Origin of the sequence: Rhizomonospora bruguierae (assembly GCF_018397995.1) — a bacterium.
Lineage (GTDB): Bacteria > Actinomycetota > Actinomycetes > Mycobacteriales > Micromonosporaceae > Rhizomonospora > Rhizomonospora bruguierae.
Map to the genome: position 1 here is coordinate 38,613 of NZ_BBQH01000038.1, position 20,705 is coordinate 59,317.

A 20,705-nucleotide genomic window follows, 5' to 3' on the forward strand; every position below is an offset into this window, starting at 1 on the left:
GCGGCGGCCACCGCCTCCCGGACCGCCGGCGCCACCTCCTCGGCGAAGCGTTGCAGGTCGCCGGCGGTGTCCCGGCCGGGTGCGATGATGAAGCCGCTGATGCCGGTCTCCAGCACCAGGTCGGTGAGCTGCTCGGCCCAGACGTCCGACGGGCCCTGGAGGAACTCCCGCCCGTCCCCGGTGAACGAGCCGTGCACGTTGTAGAGCCGGCGGACCGCCGCCGGGTCCCGCCCCGCGGCCAGCGCCGCCTCGTCGAGGGTGCGGCTCATCCGGCGCAGCTCGGTCGGGGAGGCGTACCCCAGGGACGGGATCCAGCCGTCCGCGAGCCGGCCGGTGAGTTCAAGCATCCGGCGCTTGTACGCACCGAGCCAGATGCCGATCGGATGCGCGGGCGTGGGACCGGGCCGGGCGCCGGCCAGCGAGTAGAACTTGCCGTCCAGGTGCACCGCCTTGCCGGGCTCCCACAGCGCGCGGATCACCGCGATCGCCTCGGCGAGGGCGTCCACCGACTCGCCGGGTGACCGGCGCGGGCCGCCCATGTGGGCGATCCCGTCCCAGAAGGCCCCGGCGCCGAGCCCCAGTTCGACCCGGCCGCCGGTGAGCAGGTCCAGGCTGGCGGCGGCGCGGGCGAGCACGGCAGGCGGGCGCAGCGGCAGGTTGGCCACGTTGGGAAACACGCGGATGCCCTGGGTGCGCCCGGCGACCGTGGCCAGCAGGGTCCAGGCGTCGAGGAAGCCCGGCTGGTACGGGTGGTCCTGGACGCTGAACAGGTCCAGGCCGAGGGTGTCGGCGTGCTCGGCGAGGGCGAGCACGCCACCGGGCTGGCCGGCGTCCGGGGTCACGAAGCAGCCGAAGAGGAGGTCGTGCCCGTAGTCCGCCATTGCCCCGCCCGTCGCGTAGGTGATCGCCACCGACCAGCCTAGGACCTGCCCGGCCCGGATCCGCGGCGAGGCGACCCTCAGACGCCGCCCGCGGATCGGGTCAGCCGCGTTGCGACAGGCCCTCGGTGAGGTGCACGGTCAGGGCCCGGCGCATGGCCCGCACCACGTCCCGCGCGGGGAACCGCTCGGCCGCGACCGCCTCGGCCGCGGCCAGCGCCTCGGCCAGCCGGGCCGGACCGGCGGCGCGCACCACGGCCACGATCCACGCCTCCAGCTCGGCGAGGTCGGCGGGCAGGTCCAGATCTCCCTGCCGGGGCGGCGGGGCCCGGAACGGTGCCTGGGGTGGCGGTGCCTGGGGTGGCGGTACCTGAGGCGGTGGAGCCGCCCGGATACTCAGCGAAGTCATCGCGTCACAGATTAGTGCCATCGCCTCGCGAGAACCGCCGGACAAATTTGACAGATCAGGACTTGGGGGTGAACTTCCGATGCCACGGTCCGCGCGCCGTCTCCCTCTTGCGGGCACACCCTCCGACCGCGCGCGAACCCCACCGGCTGCGACGCGTCTCGGAGTCGTGGTCCGGCTCCCCGCCCGCGACCGGCCCGACCGTCGTGGCGGCCAACACGCCGGCGCCGCGCGCATGCCGGGTAACGGGGTTAGCATGCTCCGCCTGATCATCGAACGCCGGGGAGACCGATGAACCTGCCACCACCCGCCCGCGCCATCGCGGCGGCGGCGACCGCCGCGGTGACCGCCGCCCGCGACGCCGAGCCGGACGCGTACCGCACGGCCGGGGAACGGTTGGCGGCGCTGGACCAGGAACAGGTCAACCTGGTACTCGGCGCGGTGGTCCGGATGCTTCTGGAGGAGCAGCACCCGGACGGCCTGGACGCCGACGACGTGCAGGCGGTCCTGGACCGCTGCGCCCGGGCGGCGGCGGTGTGGTACCCGGATCTCAACGCGACCGCGCTGATGGTGCTGCTCGTCGGTGCGCTCGGCGTGCACCCGGACAACCCCGCCGAGGTGGAGGTACCGGAGGGCGCCGTCGTCCGCCACGCCCCGCTCCTGGTGGCCGACCTGCTCGCGGCGACCGGGGCGAAGCTCGCGCCGTACCTGTCGGCGGCCTTCGCCGAGATCGCCCGCACCGAGACGCTGGAACTGCCCTGAGCCGAGATCCGATCGTTCAGGGCCGGATGTTCTCGGCCACCAGAGCGCGCCTGGCGTCAGCTCGGCGCTGCCGGCGGCCCGGGGCGCGGCCCGCCAGAGCGCGCCTGGCGTCAGCTCTCGGTCCGGAACCCGTTCATGAAGCGCCGGAGGAATCCGCCCTCCCGCGGGAGCGGCGGCGCCGGCGGCGGGGCTGTCGAGCGCTGCCGCGCGACGGGCTGGTCGTAATCGGTGCGGGCGATGGCGTCGACGACCTGCGCCTCGGTGAAATCCTCCGAGCCGGGAATGTGCGGCACAAACCCCACGAGAACCCCGTTGCGCATCACCTGCGCCTCCAGCCCCGCGGTACCGTCCGTGTCCCAGATGGCCTCGCGCCCGTCGAGCAGGTTCACCCGCACGCCGAACTGGCCGACGCCGGGGCGCTCGACGTGCGCGGGCACGCCCCGCTCCCGCAGCGCGTCGACCACCCGCTGGCTCTCGTTCTCGTCCACGCCGCAAACGTAACGCGCATCCGCCCACCAGTCGTGCGCGTCAGGGACGGGCGAGCCGGCGATTGACGTCGACGGCGGCGAGGACCAGCAGGCCGGAGACCCCGAGCGCCACCGCGCCCGTGACGTGCAGCCCGTTCGTCGTCACGCCGCCGGCGAACATCAGGCCGAGCAGCGCCGTGGAGAAGATCGCGCCCACGTACCGGCAGGTCTGGAAGAGGCCGCCGGCGGCGCCGGCACCTTCGGGCGGTGCCGTCTGGTAGAGGGCCGCCTGGAGGCCCATGTTGTTGAACGCGTTGGGCAGTCCCAGGACCAGCGTGGCGGCGAGCACCCCGACGATCGGCGTGTGGTCGCCCAGCACGAACAGCGCGGCGGAGCCCGCCACCAGCCCGATCGAGCCGAGCACCAGCGGGAGTCCCGCTCCCCGCCGCCGGACCAGCCTGGCTGCGACCGGCGTGCCCAGCACCCCCAGCGCCGCGATCGGCAGCATGACCAACCCGGCCCGCTCCGCCGCGAGGCCACGCACGCCCTCCAGCCACAGCGGCAGGCTGAAGAAGATCGCGTAGAACACGAACTGGACGGCGATCTGCTGGCCGAAGACGCTGGCGAGTCCCCGGTCCCGGGCCAGCGCGCGCACGTCGATGAATGGTTCGCCGACCCGCAACTCCCGCCAGGTCAGCACCGCTCCGGCGACCACACAGACGCCGAGCAGCCACCACTGCGGCCGGGCACCGACCGACAGCAGGAAGCCCAGGAGTCCGACCACGGCCACGCTGAAGAACGCCGCGCCCGGCAGGTCCAGGCCCCGGATTCCCGCCCCGCGCCCCGCGTCGCGCTCTGCCCCCGTCCGGCCACCGCCGGTCTGTCCGTCGCCGCCGGAAGCGATCGGGGCGACTGTGGTCGCGGTGCACGCGCCCACGCCGCCGCTGCCCACGGCCTCCGCGGCTGCGCCGCGAGCGCCCATCCCCGAGACGGCAACCTCCCCGGCGCCGGCGACGGCGTCCGCCTGGGATTCGTCCGGTCGATGCCGGCTGCCGGGACGCCGCACCCCATCCGCGGGCAGCCACCGGAGGGCCATCACCAGACCGATCAATGCCAGCGGGATGTTCACCGCGAAGACGCCCCGCCAGCCCGTGAACGCGACCAGGACACCGCCGAGCACCGGCCCGAGCGCGGCGCTACCGGACGCCGTGATGCCCAGCGTGGCCAGCGTGGCGGCCGGCGGGGTGGTGCCGGCGATCCGTCTGATCAGCGCCAGGCCGGCCGGGAAGGCCGCGGACGTGCCGACCGCCTGGACCACCCGACAGCCGACCAGCCACCAGAACCCGGGCGCGGTGACGGCGGCCACCCCGGCCAGGGCCACGATCACCAGCCCGACGAGGAAGATGCGCCGCGGGCCGTACTGGTCGGCGAGGCGACCCATGAGCGGCTGGGACACGCACGCCGCCAGGTAGAACCCGGAGATCAGCCAGGTGACGGAGCCGACCCCGACCCCGAACTCCCGGTCGAGGGAGATGAGCGCCACAGCGATCATGGACGAGTTCAGCGGGTTGAGCAGCGTGCCCAGCGCCAGCGCGGAGACCACGCTGGGCGGTACAGCCGGACGCGTCCCAGCGATCGCCATCGCTGGAACGGTAGCCCCGTTAGGCACCTCGCCGTCCGCGCCGCGCCCGCAGGTAGTCGGAGATCACATACCGGCCGAGGTCGGCCACGTCGGGGGTGAACACCCGGCCGCCGCTGCGCCGGGCCACCGCGTCGACGAACCGGCGCAGGCCCTCGTCCTCCCCGAGCATGAACAGGTTCAGCGTGGTGCCGTACCGGGTGAGCTGGTCCACCTCGGCGATCGTTGCCCGGATCGTCTCGCCCAGGGGCGGCCAGTGGAACACCGCCTCGCCGTCCCCCTCCAGGTGAGCGGTGGGCTCGCCGTCGGTGACGACCAGGATCACCGGCTCGCCCTCCGGGTGCCGGCGCAGGTGCCGGCCCGCCAGTTTCAGCGCGTGCTGCAGGTTGGTGCCCTGGACCATCTCCGGTTCCACGGCCGCCAGCTCCTGCTGGGACAGCGGCAGCGCGTACCGACCGAAGCCGATGATCTGCAGGGCGTCCTGGGGGTAGCGGGTGGCGATGAGGTGCGACAGCGCGAGGGCCGTCTGCTTCATCGGCCCCCACCGGCCGTCCGAGACCATCGAGAAGGACAGGTCCACGCAGAGCGCCACCGCCGCGGACGCCCGCCGCTCGGTCTCGACCACCTCGAAGTCGTCGACGGACAGCCGCACCGGCGGCGCGAACCGCTCGCCGGCCCGCCGCCGCACCGCGTTGCCGATCGTGCGGACCACGTCCAGCGGCTGCTCGTCCCCGTACTCCCAGCGCCGGGACGCCCCGGTGATCTCGCCGGCCGCGCCCGCGTCGCGCAGGTCGTGCTGCCCGCGCCGGCCACCGGTGAGGTCCCCGAACACGGTACGCAGCGCGGTCCCGCCCAGCCGGCGCAGCGCCTTCGGGCTGAGGGTCAGCCCGTCCGCGCCCCTCGTGACCCAGCCCTGGCGGCGCAGCTCCCGCTCCAACTCCCGCAACCGCCGCACATCATCGGCCGCGCCCCGGCCGAGCGACCGCTCGACGGCGTCCACGTCCACGTCGTCCAGCGTGGCGCCGGGGTGCTCCTGCCCCAGCTGATCGAGCAGGTCGTCCAGGTCGGCGACGTCGGCCAGCGCGCCCGCCGCCTCGCCGTACCCCAGCCCGTCGCGGCCCCGGACCTGGGCGCGGCCGTCCCAGTTGAGGTTGGGTCGCAGCGCCCGAAGGTTGTCGGTCATCGCCCCCATCCGCGCGGCCAGTTCGGGGTCCTGGCCGAACGCCCGGGCCATCAGCCCGGCGAGTTCCGCCCGCTGCTGCGGCGTCAGCGACCGCAGCAGCCGCTCCCCCGCGGCGGCCCGCCGGGCCAGCGCGTCGATGAGTTCGTCCACGTTCCCGGGTTTCTCCGGGAAGAACTCGCCGTGCCGGCGCATGAACTCGGCGAACTGGTCCGTCGTGTCCCCGCCCCGGGCGTGCCGCTCCAGCAGGTCGTTCAGATCCCGCATCAGCTCCTTGAGCCGCCGGTTCGCCTGCGGGTCGACCGCCGGGTCCGCGCCCCGCAGCGCGTCGCGCAGCCCGGCGAACCGCTGCTCGAGGACGTCCTGCCGCAGCCCGACCAGGATCTGCCGGTACGTGGCCCGCGCCTCGTCGCTGGCCCAGTCGTACCCGGCCAGTTCCGCCACGGCCCGCGCGGTCGACCGGGGCAGGCTGTCCAACACCGTTTCGTTGAACCGGGCGGCGTCGTCGTCGCGCCGGGCGAGTTCCGCCCGCTCGGCGGCGACGGCCTGGTCGAGGAGGGCCTGTGCCCGGGTGACCGCACCGTCCAGGTTGCCCCGGCGCATCGCCTCCCGGCGCAGCCGGCGCGCCCGGGCCACCAGATCGTCCAGGCCCCGCCCGTCGTCCGGCCCGCGCCGCAGCAGGTTGCGCAGCGCGTCGCGCAGGCTCCCGCCGGCCAGGACGTCCGACCCGACCCGGTCGACCGCGGCACGCACGTCGTACGGGGGCGCCAGCGGATCGGGGCCGCCGGCCCAGGCACCGTAGCGGAACCGGTTTCCTGCCATGGTCAGTCGCCACCGTAGCGGGTCTTGCCGTCCTCGGTCAGCGCCTTCGACAGCCGCCTGGTCAGGTGCAGGCCCTCCAGCGCGAACTCCACACCCGCCGCCGCCTGCCCGGCGGTCGGCGCGTCGCCGAGGCCGAGGCGCTCCAGCACCTTCGCCAACCCCGGCACGGTGCCGACCTGCCGCAGCAGGTCCTCCGCGCCGACCAGGTCGCCGGTCTCGATGATGTCACCCTCGGCCACCAGGTTCGTGAAACCGGAGAGGTCCAGCCCGGCGAGCCGGGCGCGGAACGTCTCCGCCGTGGCGGTCCGCAGCAGGTGCGCGAGAATCTCGGTCTCCCGCCCCTCCTCGCCGCTCTCGAACTCGACCTTGCCGCGCAGGGTGCTCGTCACCGAGGCGGTGTCGCCGACCCGGGCCACGGGCTGCCGCTCGCCGAGCAGGCTGGCGCGCCGCAGGGCCGCCGCCGCCACCGTCTCCGCGGCGGCGATGGCGAACCGCGCCGAGACGCCCGACCGCTGGTCCACCGACGGCGATTCCCGCACCGCCCGCGCGAACCGCGCCACCACCTCCAGCACGTGCCCCGGCACCTCGGCGACGAGCTGCGCCTCCTGCCGGACCAGCTCGATTTCCCACTCCAGGTCGAGCGGGTAGTGGGTGCGGATCTCGGCGCCGAAGCGGTCCTTCAGCGGCGTGATGATGCGACCCCGGTTCGTGTAGTCCTCGGGGTTGGCGCTGGCGACCAGCAGGATGTCCAGCGGCAGTCGCAGCTGGTAGCCCCGGACCTGGATATCCCGCTCCTCCAGCACGTTGAGCAGCGAGACCTGGATCCGCTCGGCCAGGTCGGGCAGCTCGTTCACCGCGAAGATCCCCCGGTTGGTGCGGGGCACCAGGCCAAAGTGGATCGTCTCGGGGTCGCCCAGCGTGCGCCCCTGCGCCACCCGGATCGGGTCCACGTCGCCGATCAGGTCGCCGACGCCCGTGTCCGGTGTGGCGAGCTTCTCCCCGTACCGCATCGACCGGTGCAGCCAGGCGACCGGCAGGTTGTCGCCCTGCTCGGCGGCGGCGCGGCGGGACGCGGGGGTGACCGGGTGGAACGGGTGCTCGTTCAGCTCGGAGCCCCGAATCACCGGCGTCCATTCGTCCAGTAGCGACACCAGCGACCGGATCAGCCGCGTCTTGCCCTGCCCCCGCTCGCCGAGCAGCACCATGTCGTGCCCGGCGAGGATCGCCCGCTCGACCTCGGGTAGCACCGTGTCGTCGTACCCCACGACGCCGGGGAAACGGGGTTCGCCGGATGGCATGCGTGCCAGGAGGTTGTTCCGCAGTTCCGCTTTCACGCTCTGGTACCGGTACCCGGCGGCGCGCAGTTCGCCGACGGTGGCCGGCAGGTCGGCCGGTGGAGTGGGCAGTACCAACTCTGGCGGTTCGATCACCCGTCCGACGCTAGCGCGGTCGAAGCCCGATTCGCCCGTCTCCCGCTCGCCTCCCTCGTCGGAGCCCGAGCGGCTGCGCGCTTGCCGGGGGCGAGGGCGGGCGGAGACCGGGGTGACCGGCGAGCGGCCGCACCGGGAGGATGGGCGCATGACACCCCTGCCCCCGCACGCCCCGCGGTCCATCCGCGACCTGCGCCCCCGCCGGCTGTGGTATCTCGTCGCGGCGCTCATCGCCGTCCTCGGCGCGACCGCTGGCGTGGCGCTGTTCGCGCTGGCGCTGTCGGGGGCGATCCGCGACGTCAAGCTACCGGATCAGGTGTTCCGTCCGGGCGAGCCGGTGACGACGCAGGTGTCGGCTGCGACGGACAAGATCATCTGGATCGACGCGCGAACGCCTTCCGCCCGGGCGGCCTGCGACGTATCCGCCCTGGACGGCGGGGAGGCCCGGCTGGAAAACGTCGGAATGGACATGTCCTACTCCGCCGGGGAGGCGAACTGGCGCGGCCTGTATCGGTTGAACGCGCTACGCGACGGCCGATACCAGGTGATCTGCCAGGGGGACACGGCCAGGCTGGCGCTCGGCGATCCGCCACGCATCGGCGGTTTGGCCGGAAAGCTGGGCTTCGGCCTGGGGGCGCTGTTCGGTCTGCCGTGCCTCGGACTCGTCGCGGGCGGCGTCCTCGGGCTCGTGGTCGCGATGCGCCGGAGGGCTCGCCGCAGAGAACTACCTGTCTAGGTGCCGTCGCCGTAGTCGCCCGCGCCGTCCTCGTTCTCGGGCGCGCCCGTGCCCACGTACGGGACCGCCTGCGGTTGATCTCCGCCGTCCGTGGCGGTGGTGCCCGGTTCGCCCGGAGCGTTCTCGCCCTCGTCCGGGCCGATGAAAGCCCCGGAGAACCGTTCGTCGTCGTCAGGATCGCCCATCCGCCGACCGTACGATCACACGGCCGGCACGGCGCGGCATTTGCGCCGGTTCGTCCGATCGGGGGTGGAACCGGGCGGGGGCCGGCGCGTCGTCACCGCCGGCGCGCATAGGTGCCGACCACCACGGTCGCCGCCAACTCCGCCGATTCCAGGATCTCGGGCGCGAGCCCCGCACCGGACATCACGTCCGCGGCGATCGGGGCCTGCGCGCGGCTCGCCTCGATGAGCAGGCAACCACCGGGCCGCGTTCCGGGCGGCGTCAACCAGAGTGGCGCGCCCGCCGCGATGCGCCGCAGGACGTCGAGCCCGTCGGCGCCCCCATCCAGTGCGTGCCGTGGCTCATACAGGCGGGCCTCCGGCGGAAGCCAGCGGATCTCACCCGTGGGCACGTAGGGCACGTTCGCGACGAGCACGTCGACCCGCCCGCGAAGCTCCCCGGGCAGCGCCTCGAACAGGTCACCGAGGTAGACCGAGGCGCCGAACCCGGCCACGTTGGTACGGGCACACGCCACGGCGGTGGGATCGATGTCCGCGGCGACCAGTCGCGGCGGCGAAGCGTGCCGAACCGTCGCCCACCCCGGCCCCGATCCCCCCGCCGCGGCGGAGGTGGCGGACAGGATGGCGGCACCGATCGCGCCAGAGCCACAGCAAAGATCAACAACGGTGACGCCCGGCCCGGTACGCGCGACGGCCCGCTGAACCAGGTATTCGGTGCGACGCCGGGGCACGAAGACGCCGGGTACGACCGAGAGGCGCAGGCCGGCGAACTCCACCCAACCGAGGACATGTTCGAGCGGGCGACCCGCCACCCGCTGGTGGAGCATGTCCGCGAGGGCGTCGGCGGTCCCGGCGGTCGACAGCAGCGCCGCGGCCTCCTCCTCCGCGAAGACGCAGCCCGCCGCACGCAAGCGGCGGACCACCTCCGCCGCCACGGCGTGATCGAAGCGGGTGGCCGGGTGGCCGGCGAGGGACCCGGCGGCGGCGTCACCGCTGCGCTCGGTGGGAGTCGTCATCGTTGCCTCCGGGATGCTGTCGAGCGCCCCGCGGCCGGCTACCTGACGCCGTTAACGCGACCACGTGAGGGGAGCGCCCGTGCGGTACTGACGGACATCGATCCCACCTCCCTCGGTCGCCACGACAAGAAGATCACGGTAGCGCACCCGAAGGCCCGGGCGCGGCCCCGTGACCACCACCGGCGCGTGGTCCGCAGAGCGAATTGGCCGCCGAACCCGCAGGTCCACCGCGGGGGCCCGCGGTCGCGAGACACGATGGTGCGAGCGCGAGCCCCGCCGCCACCGGGAGATTTTCGCGGGGCGTGCCCCGTCGGACGGTTAGGCGGAGCGCCGGTAAGGCAGGCTGTCAGGGTGTCGCTGACCCCCGCAACCCCGGCGCCGGTCCGCCGCATGCACGGCGCGGCGCGTTTCGAGGACGCCGTCGAACAGGCCATCGAACGCCGGCTGCGCACCCGCGGCTGGCTGCCCAAGATCTACGCGTACACCGGTTACGGCGGCACCGGTTGGGTGCGGGTCATGGGTCGGGTGCTGCTCACCCCGGTACCGCCGCAGGGTGAGCCGCCGCGGCGGGCGCCGAAGAAGGTACGCGGCTGGCGCAGCTTCGCCACCCTGCCGGTCAAGCACACCGAGATGATCATCAAGGCGGCCGGTGAGCGGTACCGGACGCGCACCGATCGCACCGGGCTGGTCGACTGTGTCATCAAGGCGGACCTGGAGCCCGGGTGGCGCTCCGTCACCCTGAGCACGGCGGACGCCAAGGACGTCGAGGCGCCCGTCCGCGTCATGGAGCCCGACGCGCGGTTCGGCATCATTTCGGACATCGACGACACGGTCATGGTCACCGCGCTGCCCCGGCCGCTGCTCGCCGCCTGGAACTCGTTCGTCCTCGACGAGCACGCCCGCGCGGCGGTACCCGGGATGGCCGTGCTGTACGAGCGCCTGACCACCGCGAACCCCGGCGCGCCCGTCCTTTACCTGTCGACCGGTGCGTGGAACGTGGCGCCGGCGCTGACCCGGTTCCTGTCCCGGCACCTGTACCCGCCGGGCCCGCTCCTGCTCACCGACTGGGGACCCACGCCGGACGGGTGGTTCCGCAGCGGCCAACAGCACAAGCGGGTGACGCTGGCGCGCCTGGCGCGGGAGTTTCCCCGGGTGCGGTGGCTGCTGATCGGCGACGACGGGCAGCACGACCCGGAGATCTACGCCGAGTTCGCGAAGGCGCACCCGCAGAACGTGGCGGCGATCGCGATCCGCCGGCTGTCCCCGACGCAGACGGTGCTGGCCGGCGGGTTCCCGAACCCACCCGGCGGCGGGCCCGCTACCCGGCGCACCACCGGCGAGAACTGGCTGTGCGCGCCCGACGGCGCGGGTCTGTGGCGCCTGCTCCGCGAGGCCGGCTTGGTCTGACCACCCTGGTCGCGACGCCATCGTGCCCAGCTGAGCCGCGCCGCGGCCACTACCGCCCGCCACCCAGGGCGGTCCACTCGGCGCAACCATGACGTACCGTCCGCTCCATGCTGCACGTACGCATCATCACGCCCCCGGATTGCACCGAACGCGTCGTGGATCTCGTGTGCGGGGCCGACGCGGCGACCCACGTGGTGGTCCTGCCCGGGGCGGCCCGCGAGCCCGCCGGCGACGTGGTGCTCTGCGACGTGGTGCGGGAGGGCGCCAACGACCTGCTCTCGGCCCTGCGGGAACTGGGCATCGAGCAGTCCGGGGCGATCTCGATCGAGGACGTGGACCTGTCGCTGTCCGCCGCCGGGAAGCGGGCCGCGGTGGCGGCGCCGGGGCACGGCGTCGACGCGGTGGTCTGGGAGGAGATCGAGCAGAAGACCGGCGAGGAGACCCGGCTGACGGTCACCTACCTGACCTTCCTGACCGTCGCCATGCTCATCGCCGGCATCGGCGTGCTGCTGGACCAGCCGATCCTGATCGTCGGTGCGATGGTGGTCGGCCCGGAGTTCGGGCCGCTGGCTGCGATCTGCGTGGGCCTGATCCGCGGACACTGGTCGATCGTGCGCCGGTCCGCGGTGGCGCTCGGGGCCGGCTTCCTGGCCGCCTCGGCGGTGACCGTGCTCGCCACCTGGGCGCTAACCTGGATCGGGCTGGTGGATAAGTCGATGCTGCTACGGGAGCGCCCGCTCACCGACTTCATCTGGCGGCCGGACGCGCTGTCGTGGATCGTCGGCTTCCTCGCCGGAGTGGCCGGCATGCTGTCGCTGACCTCCGCCAAGTCCGGCGCGCTGGTCGGTGTGCTCATCTCGGTGACGACCGTGCCGGCCGCGGCCAACGCCGCCGTCGCCGCCGCCTACGGCGTCGGGCACGAGGCGGCCGGCTCCGCCGCCCAGTTCGCCGTCAACGTGGGCGCGATCGTCACCGCCGGCGTGCTGACCCTGCTGGCGCAGCGCTGGTGGTGGCGCGGCCGCGGTCGAGTCGCCGGCCGGGTCCGCGGCAGCACCGCATAGCCGTGCCGGTTTAGTGGGCCGGGTTCCTGGTGTGCGGGCGGCTTCCCAGCTGGCGCCAGTCGGTCTCGTCCACCTGCACGCCGAAGTGCTTCGCCGCCGCCAGGATGTTCTTGAAGGCCCGGTCCCGCTCCTGGTCCGTGACCTCGTGCACCTGGTCGAACCGGGCCAGCGCGGTGCGCACGTGCGACGCGTCGGTGATGGGTTCCTTGCGCTTCTCCGGAAACGCGAAGGCCGTGTCGGGCAGCTCTTTCCGGGCGGCGGTCCCGGACAGGTCCCCGTGCTTCTCGATGGGCTTCCAGGTCGTCATGATCCAGCGGTACCCGGCTCGGGTTGCCGGCATGCCACCAGCGGTCCGCGCGGGGTATTTGCCCCTATTTGCGGGCAGTACGGGCCGTCGCAGTCCGGGCAGCGGCCAGCGCGCTCACCCGCCGGCACCAACGGCTTCGCCATCGCGCGGCCAAGCGGACCGGCTCGATCAAGGACTAGCGACAGCCAAGGGGCGGGAGGGGCGGGGAGCGGGTACCCGATCACGCACCCGCGCTCCTAGCATCGGCCCGTGCGTACGAGAGGCGTTCCCGCGATGGTGGTGGCGGTGGTGGCGGCGATGGTGGCCGGCTGTGGCAGCGAGCCGTCGAGCACGACACCGCCGGACGGTGGGGCGGATACGCCCGTGGCCGCGTTCGGCAGCGCCAACGCCACGCCGTCGCCGGCCGGAAGCCCGACCCCGCCGCCCACGGAAGCACCCGCGTTCCGCGCCGGCAACCCGAAGGGAACCGCGGCGGTACCGGCGGAGGCGCGCCCCGTCGACACCTCCCGGCCGGACCGTGTCGTCGGCACCGGTACCCCGGCCAGTTGCACGTCCACGGCGGTGGTCTCCGCCGTGGCGGCCGGCGGGATCATCACCTTCGACTGCGGGCCGGCCCCGGTGACGATCGCGATGAAGGCGACCGCGAAGGTGGTCAACGCCCGGTCCCGGGTGGTGCTGGACGGCGGCGGGACGGTGACCCTGAGCGGCGGGGGCGCCCGCCGCATCCTGTACCTGAACACCTGCGACAAGGCGCAGGGCTGGACCACCTCGCACTGCGACGACCAGTCCAGCCCGCGGCTGACGGTCCAGAACATCACCCTGGCCAACGGCAACGCGACCGGACAGACCGTGGACGGCGGCGGTGGCGGCGCCATCTTCGCGCGCGGTGGGCGGCTGAAGGTCAGCAACGTCCGGTTCACCGGCAACCGCTGCGACCGCACCGGTCCGGACCTGGGCGGCGCCGCGATCCGCGCGCTCGACCAGTACCACAGGCTGCCCGTGTACGTGGTGAGCAGCACCTTCACCGGCGGCGTCTGCTCGAACGGCGCCGGGTTCAGCAGCATCGGCGTCTCGTGGGTGGTGCTGAACAGCCTGTTCACCGGCAACGCGGCGGTCGGCAGCGGCGCCAACCCGGCCCGGGGCGGCACCGCTGGCGGGGGCAGCGGCGGGGCGATCTACCTGGACGGCAACCTGATCACGCTGCGCCTCGCCGGCACGGTGATCGAGCGGAACACGGCGAACGAGGGCGGTGGCGCGGTCTTCTTCGTCAGCAACGACCGGACCGGCACGATGCGGATCGAGAAGTCGACGCTGCGCGGGAACCCGAGCCGCGGCTTCGAGACGGCCGGGTTCCCGGGCATCTTCTTCCTCGGCGCCGCCAACCCCACGGTCACCGGGTCGACGCTGACGAAGTAGGCCGCCCGTCGAAGCGACAGATGTAGATATATAGCTTGTATTAAGCTCCGCTGCGGCGTTAGCGTCCGGTGGTGAACCCGCCACCAACACCGTCGACGACGGCCCGAGCACCGACGTGACCGTCAAGTAAACGATTGGTCGACTGTGAGCCCTGGCACTGCGCGGGCGCGCGGGAATGGGTTCCCCTGGAAGGCATCTTGTCTTCCGGTAGATCACCGCGCTTCCGGTGGATTCACCGCCCAGGGAAGGCCCGCTTCATGACCACCGTCCACGACCGTCCCATCGCGCCCGCCGCACCGGGATCCGCCGCGCCGGCGGAGCCGAGCGTCCGGGAGCGGGCGCGCATCGTGCTCGTGCTCGGCTCGCTGATCGCCCTCGGCCCGCTCACCATCGACATGTACCTGCCCGCGCTGCCGGCGATCGAGACCGCCCTGAACACCAGCCCGGCCGCCATCCAGCTGACGCTGACCGGCACGCTGGCCGGTGTCGCCGTCGGCCAACTGGTCATCGGCCCCCTCTCGGACGCGCTGGGCCGCCGCCGGCCGCTGATCGCCGGCACCGTCCTGCACGTCCTGGCCTCGGTGCTGTGCGTGGTCGCGCCGAACGTCGCGCTCCTGGGCGTGCTGCGGGTCCTCCAGGGGCTCGGCGCGGCGGCCGCCGGGGTGATCGCCATGGCGGTGGTCCGCGACCTGTTCAGCGGCCTGACCGTGGCCCGCGTCCTGTCCCGGCTGATGCTGGTCATGGGCGTCGCCCCGGTGCTGGCCCCGACGCTCGGCAGCCAATTGCTGCGCTGGACGAACTGGCGCGGCGTGTTCGTGGCGCTCGCGGTGCTGGGCGCCGGCCTGGTCGCGGTCAGCCGGTTCGCCCTGCGCGAGACCCTGCCGCCCGAGCGCCGCCGCAGCGGCGGCCTCACCGGCACCGTCCGCACCTACGCGGGCCTGCTCGGCGACCGCGTCTACCTGGGCCTCGTCCTGGTGACCGGCCTGGCCATGGCCGCGCTGTTCGCGTACGTGTCCGGCTCGTCGTTCGTCCTGCAGCAGCAGTACGGCCTGGACGAGCAGCAGTTCGGCATCGCCTTCGGCGCCGGTTCGGTCAGCCTCATCGCCGCCACGCAACTCAACGTGCGGCTGCTGCGCCGGTTCACGCCGCAGCGGATCCTCACCGGGGCGCTGGTCGGCGGCACGGTCGCCGGCGCGGTCCTGCTCCTGTTCGCGGCGGCCGGTGTCGGCGGGCTCGCCGGCGTGCTGGTCCCGCTGTGGGTGGTGCTCGGCGCGACCGGGCTGGTGTTCCCGAACGCGCCGGCCATCGCGCTGGCCCGGCACGGCGAGGCGGCCGGCACCGCGTCCGCGCTGCTCGGCGCGGTCCAGTTCGGGGTCGGGGCGCTCGCCGCGCCGCTGGTCGGCGTCCTGGGCAACGGCAGCGCCGCGATGGCGGCGGTGGTCGCCGCCGGCATGCTGCTGTCGGCGACCGTGCTGGTCACGGTCGTCCGTCCGGGCCGGCTCCCCGCCTCGGAGGCCGCGCTACCGCAGGAGGTCTAGTGCCCTTCCGAAACAGGTGCGGGCGGGCGGGAAAGTCAGGGCGAAGGCATGAGGCCGAGGGCGGCCAGCACCATGGGGATGGCCAGCAGGATCAGCCCCAGCATCACGGGGGCACCGAGCACGCCCAGGACGGCGACGCCTTTGGAAAGCCCGAAACGCCGCGAGTAGGAGATCGCCAGGACGCCGTAACCACTCGCGAGCACCAGGAAGAAGAGCACGTAAGCGACGCCGGCCATGGTGATCTGGTCGGCGCTGCCCGCCAGCCCCGAGGCCATGCCGACCGCCTGGACCACGCTGCCGGCGGCGTACACGCCGAGCATCGCGAACGCCCCCCACACCAACACGCCCAGCAGTGACGGACGAATCCACGGGCGGCGGGCGACCGACAGCAGGGCCACGGCGGCCCCCACCGCCTTCAGCCCGACGACGAGCCAGTTCATCACGGTGATCCCGGACGCGTACTCGGCATAGGGGCCGTCGGCGAAGCGGTCCGTCATCTCGAAGACGACGTTGACGACCGCGAACGCGATGCAGCACAGGGCGACCAGCCAACCTATGGCGGTGACGCCGGTGCCGGGGCGCGCTGGGGCTCGGGGGCGGTCGGTCGGGACGGCAATGCTGGACACGCCACCAGTTGATCCGAAATTTCCGGATCCTGCAACCCGGGTCCGGCCCTGCCCGGCGGGCTGTGGCCGGCGGTGTGCGTGCACTCACACCGCCGGCCGCAGCGTCCGGGGGATCTCGCCGCCCGCGTACGGTTTACCGCCCGGCGATGACGCTGTCGGTGGCGAGATGTTCGGTGCGTTGCCGGATGAGGGTTCGCAGTTGCTCGACGTCGGCGGTGGTTCTCGTTTCGTCATATCCATCCACCGCGGATATGGCCCTGCTGATGCTGTCGAGGGCGTTCAGGGCGGTGGCGTTTGCGTAGATCGCGCGGTACAGGTCGCGGTAGGCGTCCTCGTACGCCGTTGTGAACGCGGCGCTGGCCAGGAACCGTTCCTTGAGCTTGTTACCGCCCATCCCGGCGAAACCGCCGCCTGGCCCACCCCGCCCACCGGCGGCGTCGCCGCCGGGTTGCGGCATGCCCTCGGGTAGCTGCATACCCTCGGGTAGTTGCATGCCTTCAGGGGGTTGCATCCCCTCGGGTAGTTGCATGCCGGCCGGTGGCTGGAAACCCTGTGGTGGTCCCTGACCGTTCTGAGGGAAACGGCCGCCCATGGTGGATGTGTCGTGCGGGCCCTGGGTGGCACTGCCGGCGAAGGTGAGATTGTAGTCCCAGCCGACGACGGTGAATTTCTTGGTGCCCAGGTCGTACCAGAGGTAGTAGTTGCGGCCAGGGCCGGCCATGTCGTCGAAGTTGAGCAGCAGGTTCTGCGCGGCCAGGTAACGGGCGAAGGCCGGCACGTCGATGTGATCGGCGAGGTGGCGGTCGAAGTCGGCGTCGCTGCTGGTGTTGACCCACCTAATCAGGTTGATGACGGGCTGGAGGTCCTGGCTGCCCTTCATGGTGATCTGTTTGAAGTCGTCGGCGTAGCTGGTGGGGTCGTCGCCCTGGTCGGTGAACTGGCTGGTGGCCAGGCTCTTGTAGAGCACTCCGGAGCCGCCCAGCGCGTCGGCGAAGCCCTCGTCGGGGTGCTCGACGATGAGCCGGGCGGCGGTGGGCCGATCGTTGACGGTGAAGCCGGCGTACGCGTACCGCTGGGCGGTCAGCCCGGCCGAGGCGAGCACGTTCAGCGACACGGCCTCATTGAGTACCGTGGTGCCGCCCCCCATACCGGCGACCCGTACGGCGATCTCGCGGTGACCCTGGTACCGGCGGCCCTCGACGAACTCGTCGAAGCGGATCAGCCACGGCAGCGTCTCGGGCTCTTCGGCCTTGAGCGAGGACTGGCCGAACCCTCCGCCCGGCCCGGCTCCGCCCGGCCCGATGCCACCTGGCGCACCCCCGCCCGGCGCACCTCCACCCTGAGCGCCACCGCCCGGCGGGTTGCCTCCCGGCACGCCCGCTTCGGTGCCGTCTGGAGCGCCGGGGCCCGGGCGACCGCCCGCGGGGCCGCCTTCGTTCGGCGGCGCCTGTCCGGCACCCCGCGGGCGGCCCTGGCCGAAGAGCCCACCCGACCGGGCTTCGCCGTTGCGGGTGAGCCCGGCCAGGGTGGAGTTGCCTTTCAGGCGGATACCGACGCTGGGGACGTGGGTGCCGTCGATGGTGAGGTCGGCCTCGAGGAAGCCCTTCTCGCCGTCCTGCCAGAACTCGTCGAGCAGCCGCTGGTAGTCGCTGTCGCGGAAGGTGAGGGTGATGCGGTGCGCCTCGGTCGCGTCGAAGAGGTCCGTGGTTCCGGTGATGTTCTGGGTGACCTGGTCGGCGTTGCGGGCGCTGGCGCTGGTGACCAGCGGCGTGACCCGGACGGTGCTCAACAGCACCGCGCAGACGACGAGGAACACCCCGCAGGTGACCAGCAGCTTCCAGTAGTGCCGCACCCGCAACGGAACCCGGTGCAGCAGTCTGCGCCGCAGCGGGCTGGGCGGCGGCATCACAGATCCGTCTGGTCGTAGCCGGTCAGCACCGTGACCCGCTGGCCCCCCGTGCGCTCGCCCAGGGCGGCGATCAACTGGCCGGGTTCGCGGCCCTTCTTGAGCCGGACGGTGTACATCATCTCGGTCAGCGCACCGCCGCGGATCGACTCCATGCTGACCAGCTCGAACTCGCTGGTGTGGGCGATGAGCACGTCCTGGATGTGTTCGGTGTAGTTGCCGTCCGGCGGCACCTGGACCTTGACGATCTGCCGCTGGATGCTGGCGGCGAACCAGTTGAACCGGTACATCACCAGGATGATCAGGCTGATGGCGACGGCGGCGACGACCGCGAGGGTGTAGAACCTGGTGCCGGCGGCCATGCCGACGCCCATGACGAGGAAGATGAACCCGACGTCGCGGGTCTCCTTGATGGCGTTGCGGAACCGCACCACCGACAGCGCGCCGACGAGGGCGAAGGCGCGGGCGATGTTCGACCCGACCACCAGCATGATCAATGCGATGAGCATGCCCAGGATGACGAGCGTCTGTACGTAGGACTGGCTGTAGGAGACGTTGCGGTGGGTGAACCGGTAGACCCAGCCGATCATCGCACTGAGCACGAACGACAGCGACAGCGCGATGGCGATGTCACCGACGCTGAACGTGCCGGACAGATCCTGAACGTCGAACGGCATGGGTCAGGCCTCACTTTCGGCGAAGGCCGGCACCGGGGCACCGGCGGGGTCGTCATCGGGAACATGGAAGATCGATCGGGGCGCCCGGCCGAAGGCCTCGACGCCCTGGCAGTACTTGGACATGCGCACCACCGACAAATTGAGTTCGGCGGCGAGGTCGGTAAGCCAGTACGGGACGCGTTCGTTGGCCTTGAACTCCACCACCGCGAGCCGGGCCGGGACGATGAGGCGGTTCTCGGCCGCCGCGCCGAGGTGGAAGTCACGGTCCCGCCCGCGGACCCGCTGGTCGATGGTGACGCGCAGCCCGGCGTCGGCATCGCGCCCGATGAACGCCTCGCGCTGGTAGCCGGTCATCGCGACCGGGCGCAGGTCCAGCCCGGAGAGCAGTTCCAGGACCTCTTCCAGAAACGCCCGTTGCGACGGGTCGTGGTCGATCATGACCCGGCGCTCGCACAGGTCCCGGGCCAGGTGGTACGGCAGCGCGACCCGCCGTTTCTGGGTGACCCGGTTGACCCGCTGCTTGATCTCGACGTACACGGTGGTGTCGTCGTCGACGGTGGACCGGTCGCCGTAGTGGCGTACCCGCAGCTTGCGGCGGAACTTCAACCCCTCGATCTTCTCCCAGTAGAACCTCAGGTCGGGGGTGTCGTAATAGACGCTCCAGACCCCGTAACCGCCGCTGTCGCCGTGGCTGTCGACATCGAGCCGTCCGGCGAGTTCCGCCCGCAGCCGCGGCAACGCGGTACCGGACACCAGGTACTTGATCTCGTACCGGTTGAATGCGTGCAGCTTGCTCGGTGCGCGCAGCCCATGACCGCCGTCGTCGCTACGGTGCCGGGTCTCCGCGCCCGGCGGCGAGGAAGGATCGGGGTCCACCGCGGTGCCGGCGGTGCGCTCGGGCGGGACGGCACGGCGTCGGAACGTCAGTCGCATGGTCAACCCATCTCGTGACGGCAAGGGGCGAACAAGACATAAGCATCCGAACCTTGGAGCAAGCTTTGAACCGCATAAGAACTGGGCATGAACGGCTACTGAACGAGACATAACCACCCGGCAATGGATTGCCGGCGCGGCGGCTCGCGTCACCACCCGAGCCACCGCCCGGCACCACCGGGATCGTGACCGGCGGCAGCACCGACGCCGGGCTCGGCTACGCCCCCGCTCAGCCGAGTCGAGCGAGGGCGGTGGCGGAGGTGAGCGCCTGGCTCTTCGGTGCCTTCGCCGTCGCCGCGGCCGCCGCGACCGGCACGCTGCGCGTGGCCCACCCCGGCATGTACCTGGTCGCGCTCGCCGCCCTGCTGGTGCCGGCGGTCGCGTGGGGCGCCTTCCTCAACAGCCTGTTGATGTTCTCCCGCGACTCCCCCTTCCTCTACACGCCGCTGGACGATCCGCTGTGGTTTGTCGCCGGGGTGCGGCTGCCGCTCTTTGCCCTGCCCGTGTGGGTCAAGGCGATCGGTCTCGCCTTCCCGCCCACGACCAGCCTCACCGTGCTCCGCGGCGCGCTGCTGGAGGCCAGCGGGGTCGGCGAACTCAGCGGCGAGCTGGCAATGCTCGCGGCGCTGTCGGTCGCCCTGTTCGCGCTGACCGCCGTGACGCTGCGGATCGGCGAATGGCATGCCCAGACGAGCGGCTCCCTCCAGCTGTTTTAGCCAGCGGTGCACGGGCCGGCCCGGCGCGGGCGGCCTGGCGGACCAGGTGGTCGCGCTCGGCGACGTTCGTGGCCCGGCGGCCGGCCTCCGCGTACGCCGCGGCGGCGGCGCTCAGGTCGCCGCCCAGCTCGTGCAGGTGGCCGCGGACGGCGAGCCAGCGGTGCCGCTCGCCGATCACCTCACACAGCCGGTCGGTCTCGCTCAGCCCGGCGGCGGCACCGAAGACGTGACCGACCGCGACCGCGCGCCCGAGTACCGCGGCCGGGTCCTGGCGCACCGGGTCGTCGGTGAGGGCGACGAACTCGTCGTACCAGGAGAGGATCTGCGGCCAATCGGTCTCCTCGGCGCTCGGCGCGTCGTCGTGCAGCGCGGCGATGGCGGCCTCGACCTGGTAACGGCCGAAGCGCTGAACGGCCAGCGCCGACTGCAGGACGGACACACCCTCGGCGATCTCGCGGGTGGTGAGGCCGCCGACGGCGCGCAGGGTCAACACCACCTGGGAGGCGGGCGTGAGGTCGGGGTGACAGCAGCAGAAGAGCAGGAAGAGGGGCGCGCAGCGCGCCCTCGTTCAGGCGTCGCGTCGATTCGTCGATCACGTCG

21 protein-coding genes are annotated in these 20,705 nt (G+C 72.7%); 7 read left to right on the forward strand and 14 right to left on the reverse strand.

The features are described 5' to 3' along the window. Positions 1-911 (reverse strand): LLM class flavin-dependent oxidoreductase (locus KJS59_RS20120; RefSeq protein WP_249714516.1); only part of this gene is annotated, 911 nt, incomplete at its 3' end. Between the two features lie 70 nt (positions 912-981). Then, on the reverse strand, positions 982-1,287 hold the full coding sequence (locus KJS59_RS31325; RefSeq protein WP_249714518.1) for a hypothetical protein: 306 nt from the start codon (positions 1,285-1,287) through the stop codon (positions 982-984). Between the two features lie 288 nt (positions 1,288-1,575). Here KJS59_RS31325 and KJS59_RS20130 point away from each other — a divergent pair, with 288 nt between their 5' ends. After that, a complete protein-coding gene (locus KJS59_RS20130) occupies positions 1,576-2,046 on the forward strand; it encodes a hypothetical protein (RefSeq protein WP_213454487.1) in 471 nt (156 codons plus the stop codon). Positions 2,047-2,156: 110 nt separating this feature from the next. On the opposite strand, the gene KJS59_RS20135 is transcribed toward KJS59_RS20130, so the two are convergent. Genes KJS59_RS20135 through KJS59_RS20150 form a run of 4 tightly spaced genes read right to left on the reverse strand, consistent with a single transcriptional unit; the run spans position 2,157 to position 7,584 of the window. Then, positions 2,157-2,534 (reverse strand): hypothetical protein, encoded by a 378-nt coding sequence (locus KJS59_RS20135; RefSeq protein WP_213454488.1) that lies wholly within the window; start codon positions 2,532-2,534, stop codon positions 2,157-2,159. A gap of 40 nt (positions 2,535-2,574) precedes the next feature. Next, positions 2,575-4,155 (reverse strand): MFS transporter, encoded by a 1,581-nt coding sequence (locus KJS59_RS20140; protein WP_213454489.1) that lies wholly within the window; start codon positions 4,153-4,155, stop codon positions 2,575-2,577. A 19-nt stretch (positions 4,156-4,174) separates the two neighbouring features. Continuing rightward, positions 4,175-6,154, reverse strand: coding sequence for a vWA domain-containing protein (locus tag KJS59_RS20145; protein WP_213454490.1), 1,980 nt, complete (start codon positions 6,152-6,154; stop codon positions 4,175-4,177). A gap of 2 nt (positions 6,155-6,156) precedes the next feature. After that, positions 6,157-7,584, reverse strand: coding sequence for a sigma 54-interacting transcriptional regulator (locus KJS59_RS20150; protein ID WP_213454491.1), 1,428 nt, complete (start codon positions 7,582-7,584; stop codon positions 6,157-6,159). 148 nt (positions 7,585-7,732) lie between these two features. Here KJS59_RS20150 and KJS59_RS20155 point away from each other — a divergent pair, with 148 nt between their 5' ends. After that, positions 7,733-8,320: a hypothetical protein gene (locus KJS59_RS20155; protein ID WP_213454492.1), complete on the forward strand. Its 588-nt coding sequence runs from the start codon at positions 7,733-7,735 to the stop codon at positions 8,318-8,320. On the opposite strand, the gene KJS59_RS20160 is transcribed toward KJS59_RS20155, so the two are convergent. Continuing rightward, positions 8,317-8,505, reverse strand: coding sequence for a hypothetical protein (locus KJS59_RS20160; protein ID WP_213454493.1), 189 nt, complete (start codon positions 8,503-8,505; stop codon positions 8,317-8,319). The genes KJS59_RS20155 and KJS59_RS20160 overlap by 4 nt on opposite strands. 92 nt (positions 8,506-8,597) lie before the next feature. After that, a complete protein-coding gene (locus KJS59_RS20165; protein ID WP_213454494.1) occupies positions 8,598-9,518 on the reverse strand; it encodes a putative protein N(5)-glutamine methyltransferase in 921 nt (306 codons plus the stop codon). 255 nt (positions 9,519-9,773) lie between these two features. Here KJS59_RS20165 and KJS59_RS20170 point away from each other — a divergent pair, with 255 nt between their 5' ends. Beyond that, positions 9,774-10,925, forward strand: coding sequence for an App1 family protein (locus KJS59_RS20170; protein ID WP_376771215.1), 1,152 nt, complete (start codon positions 9,774-9,776; stop codon positions 10,923-10,925). Between the two features lie 107 nt (positions 10,926-11,032). Beyond that, the gene (locus tag KJS59_RS20175) at positions 11,033-11,986 is read left to right on the forward strand and encodes a DUF389 domain-containing protein (protein WP_213454495.1); all 954 of its coding nucleotides are present in this window, start codon (positions 11,033-11,035) and stop codon (positions 11,984-11,986) included. A gap of 10 nt (positions 11,987-11,996) precedes the next feature. On the opposite strand, the gene KJS59_RS20180 is transcribed toward KJS59_RS20175, so the two are convergent. Continuing rightward, positions 11,997-12,293 carry a DUF6582 domain-containing protein gene (locus KJS59_RS20180; protein ID WP_249714520.1) on the reverse strand — a complete coding sequence of 99 codons (297 nt, stop codon included), beginning with the start codon at positions 12,291-12,293 and terminating at the stop codon, positions 11,997-11,999. A gap of 249 nt (positions 12,294-12,542) precedes the next feature. On the opposite strand from KJS59_RS20180, the gene KJS59_RS20185 reads away from it, so the two are divergent. Continuing rightward, positions 12,543-13,709 carry a hypothetical protein gene (locus tag KJS59_RS20185; RefSeq protein ID WP_249714523.1) on the forward strand — a complete coding sequence of 389 codons (1,167 nt, stop codon included), beginning with the start codon at positions 12,543-12,545 and terminating at the stop codon, positions 13,707-13,709. 257 nt (positions 13,710-13,966) lie between these two features. Beyond that, on the forward strand, positions 13,967-15,247 hold the full coding sequence (locus KJS59_RS20190) for a multidrug effflux MFS transporter (protein ID WP_213454496.1): 1,281 nt from the start codon (positions 13,967-13,969) through the stop codon (positions 15,245-15,247). A gap of 35 nt (positions 15,248-15,282) precedes the next feature. Here the strand turns inward: KJS59_RS20190 and KJS59_RS20195 are convergent, their stop codons facing one another. From KJS59_RS20195 to KJS59_RS20210, 4 genes are all read right to left on the reverse strand, one after another. Then, complete coding sequence (locus tag KJS59_RS20195; RefSeq protein ID WP_213454497.1) at positions 15,283-15,873, reverse strand: hypothetical protein; 591 nt, start codon at positions 15,871-15,873, stop codon at positions 15,283-15,285. Between the two features lie 133 nt (positions 15,874-16,006). After that, positions 16,007-17,779 (reverse strand): CotH kinase family protein, encoded by a 1,773-nt coding sequence (locus KJS59_RS20200; protein ID WP_213454498.1) that lies wholly within the window; start codon positions 17,777-17,779, stop codon positions 16,007-16,009. After that, positions 17,779-18,456: a DUF4956 domain-containing protein gene (locus KJS59_RS20205; protein WP_213454499.1), complete on the reverse strand. Its 678-nt coding sequence runs from the start codon at positions 18,454-18,456 to the stop codon at positions 17,779-17,781. Before KJS59_RS20205 ends, KJS59_RS20200 begins: the two co-directional genes overlap by 1 nt. A 3-nt stretch (positions 18,457-18,459) precedes the next feature. Next, positions 18,460-19,389: a polyphosphate polymerase domain-containing protein gene (locus KJS59_RS20210; protein ID WP_213454500.1), complete on the reverse strand. Its 930-nt coding sequence runs from the start codon at positions 19,387-19,389 to the stop codon at positions 18,460-18,462. A gap of 185 nt (positions 19,390-19,574) precedes the next feature. On the opposite strand from KJS59_RS20210, the gene KJS59_RS20215 reads away from it, so the two are divergent. Then, on the forward strand, positions 19,575-20,105 hold the full coding sequence (locus KJS59_RS20215; RefSeq protein ID WP_213454501.1) for a hypothetical protein: 531 nt from the start codon (positions 19,575-19,577) through the stop codon (positions 20,103-20,105). Here the strand turns inward: KJS59_RS20215 and KJS59_RS20220 are convergent. Further along, positions 19,987-20,598, reverse strand: coding sequence for an RNA polymerase sigma factor (locus KJS59_RS20220; protein WP_213454502.1), 612 nt, complete (start codon positions 20,596-20,598; stop codon positions 19,987-19,989). The genes KJS59_RS20215 and KJS59_RS20220 overlap by 119 nt on opposite strands. Positions 20,599-20,705: the final 107 nt, after the last annotated feature.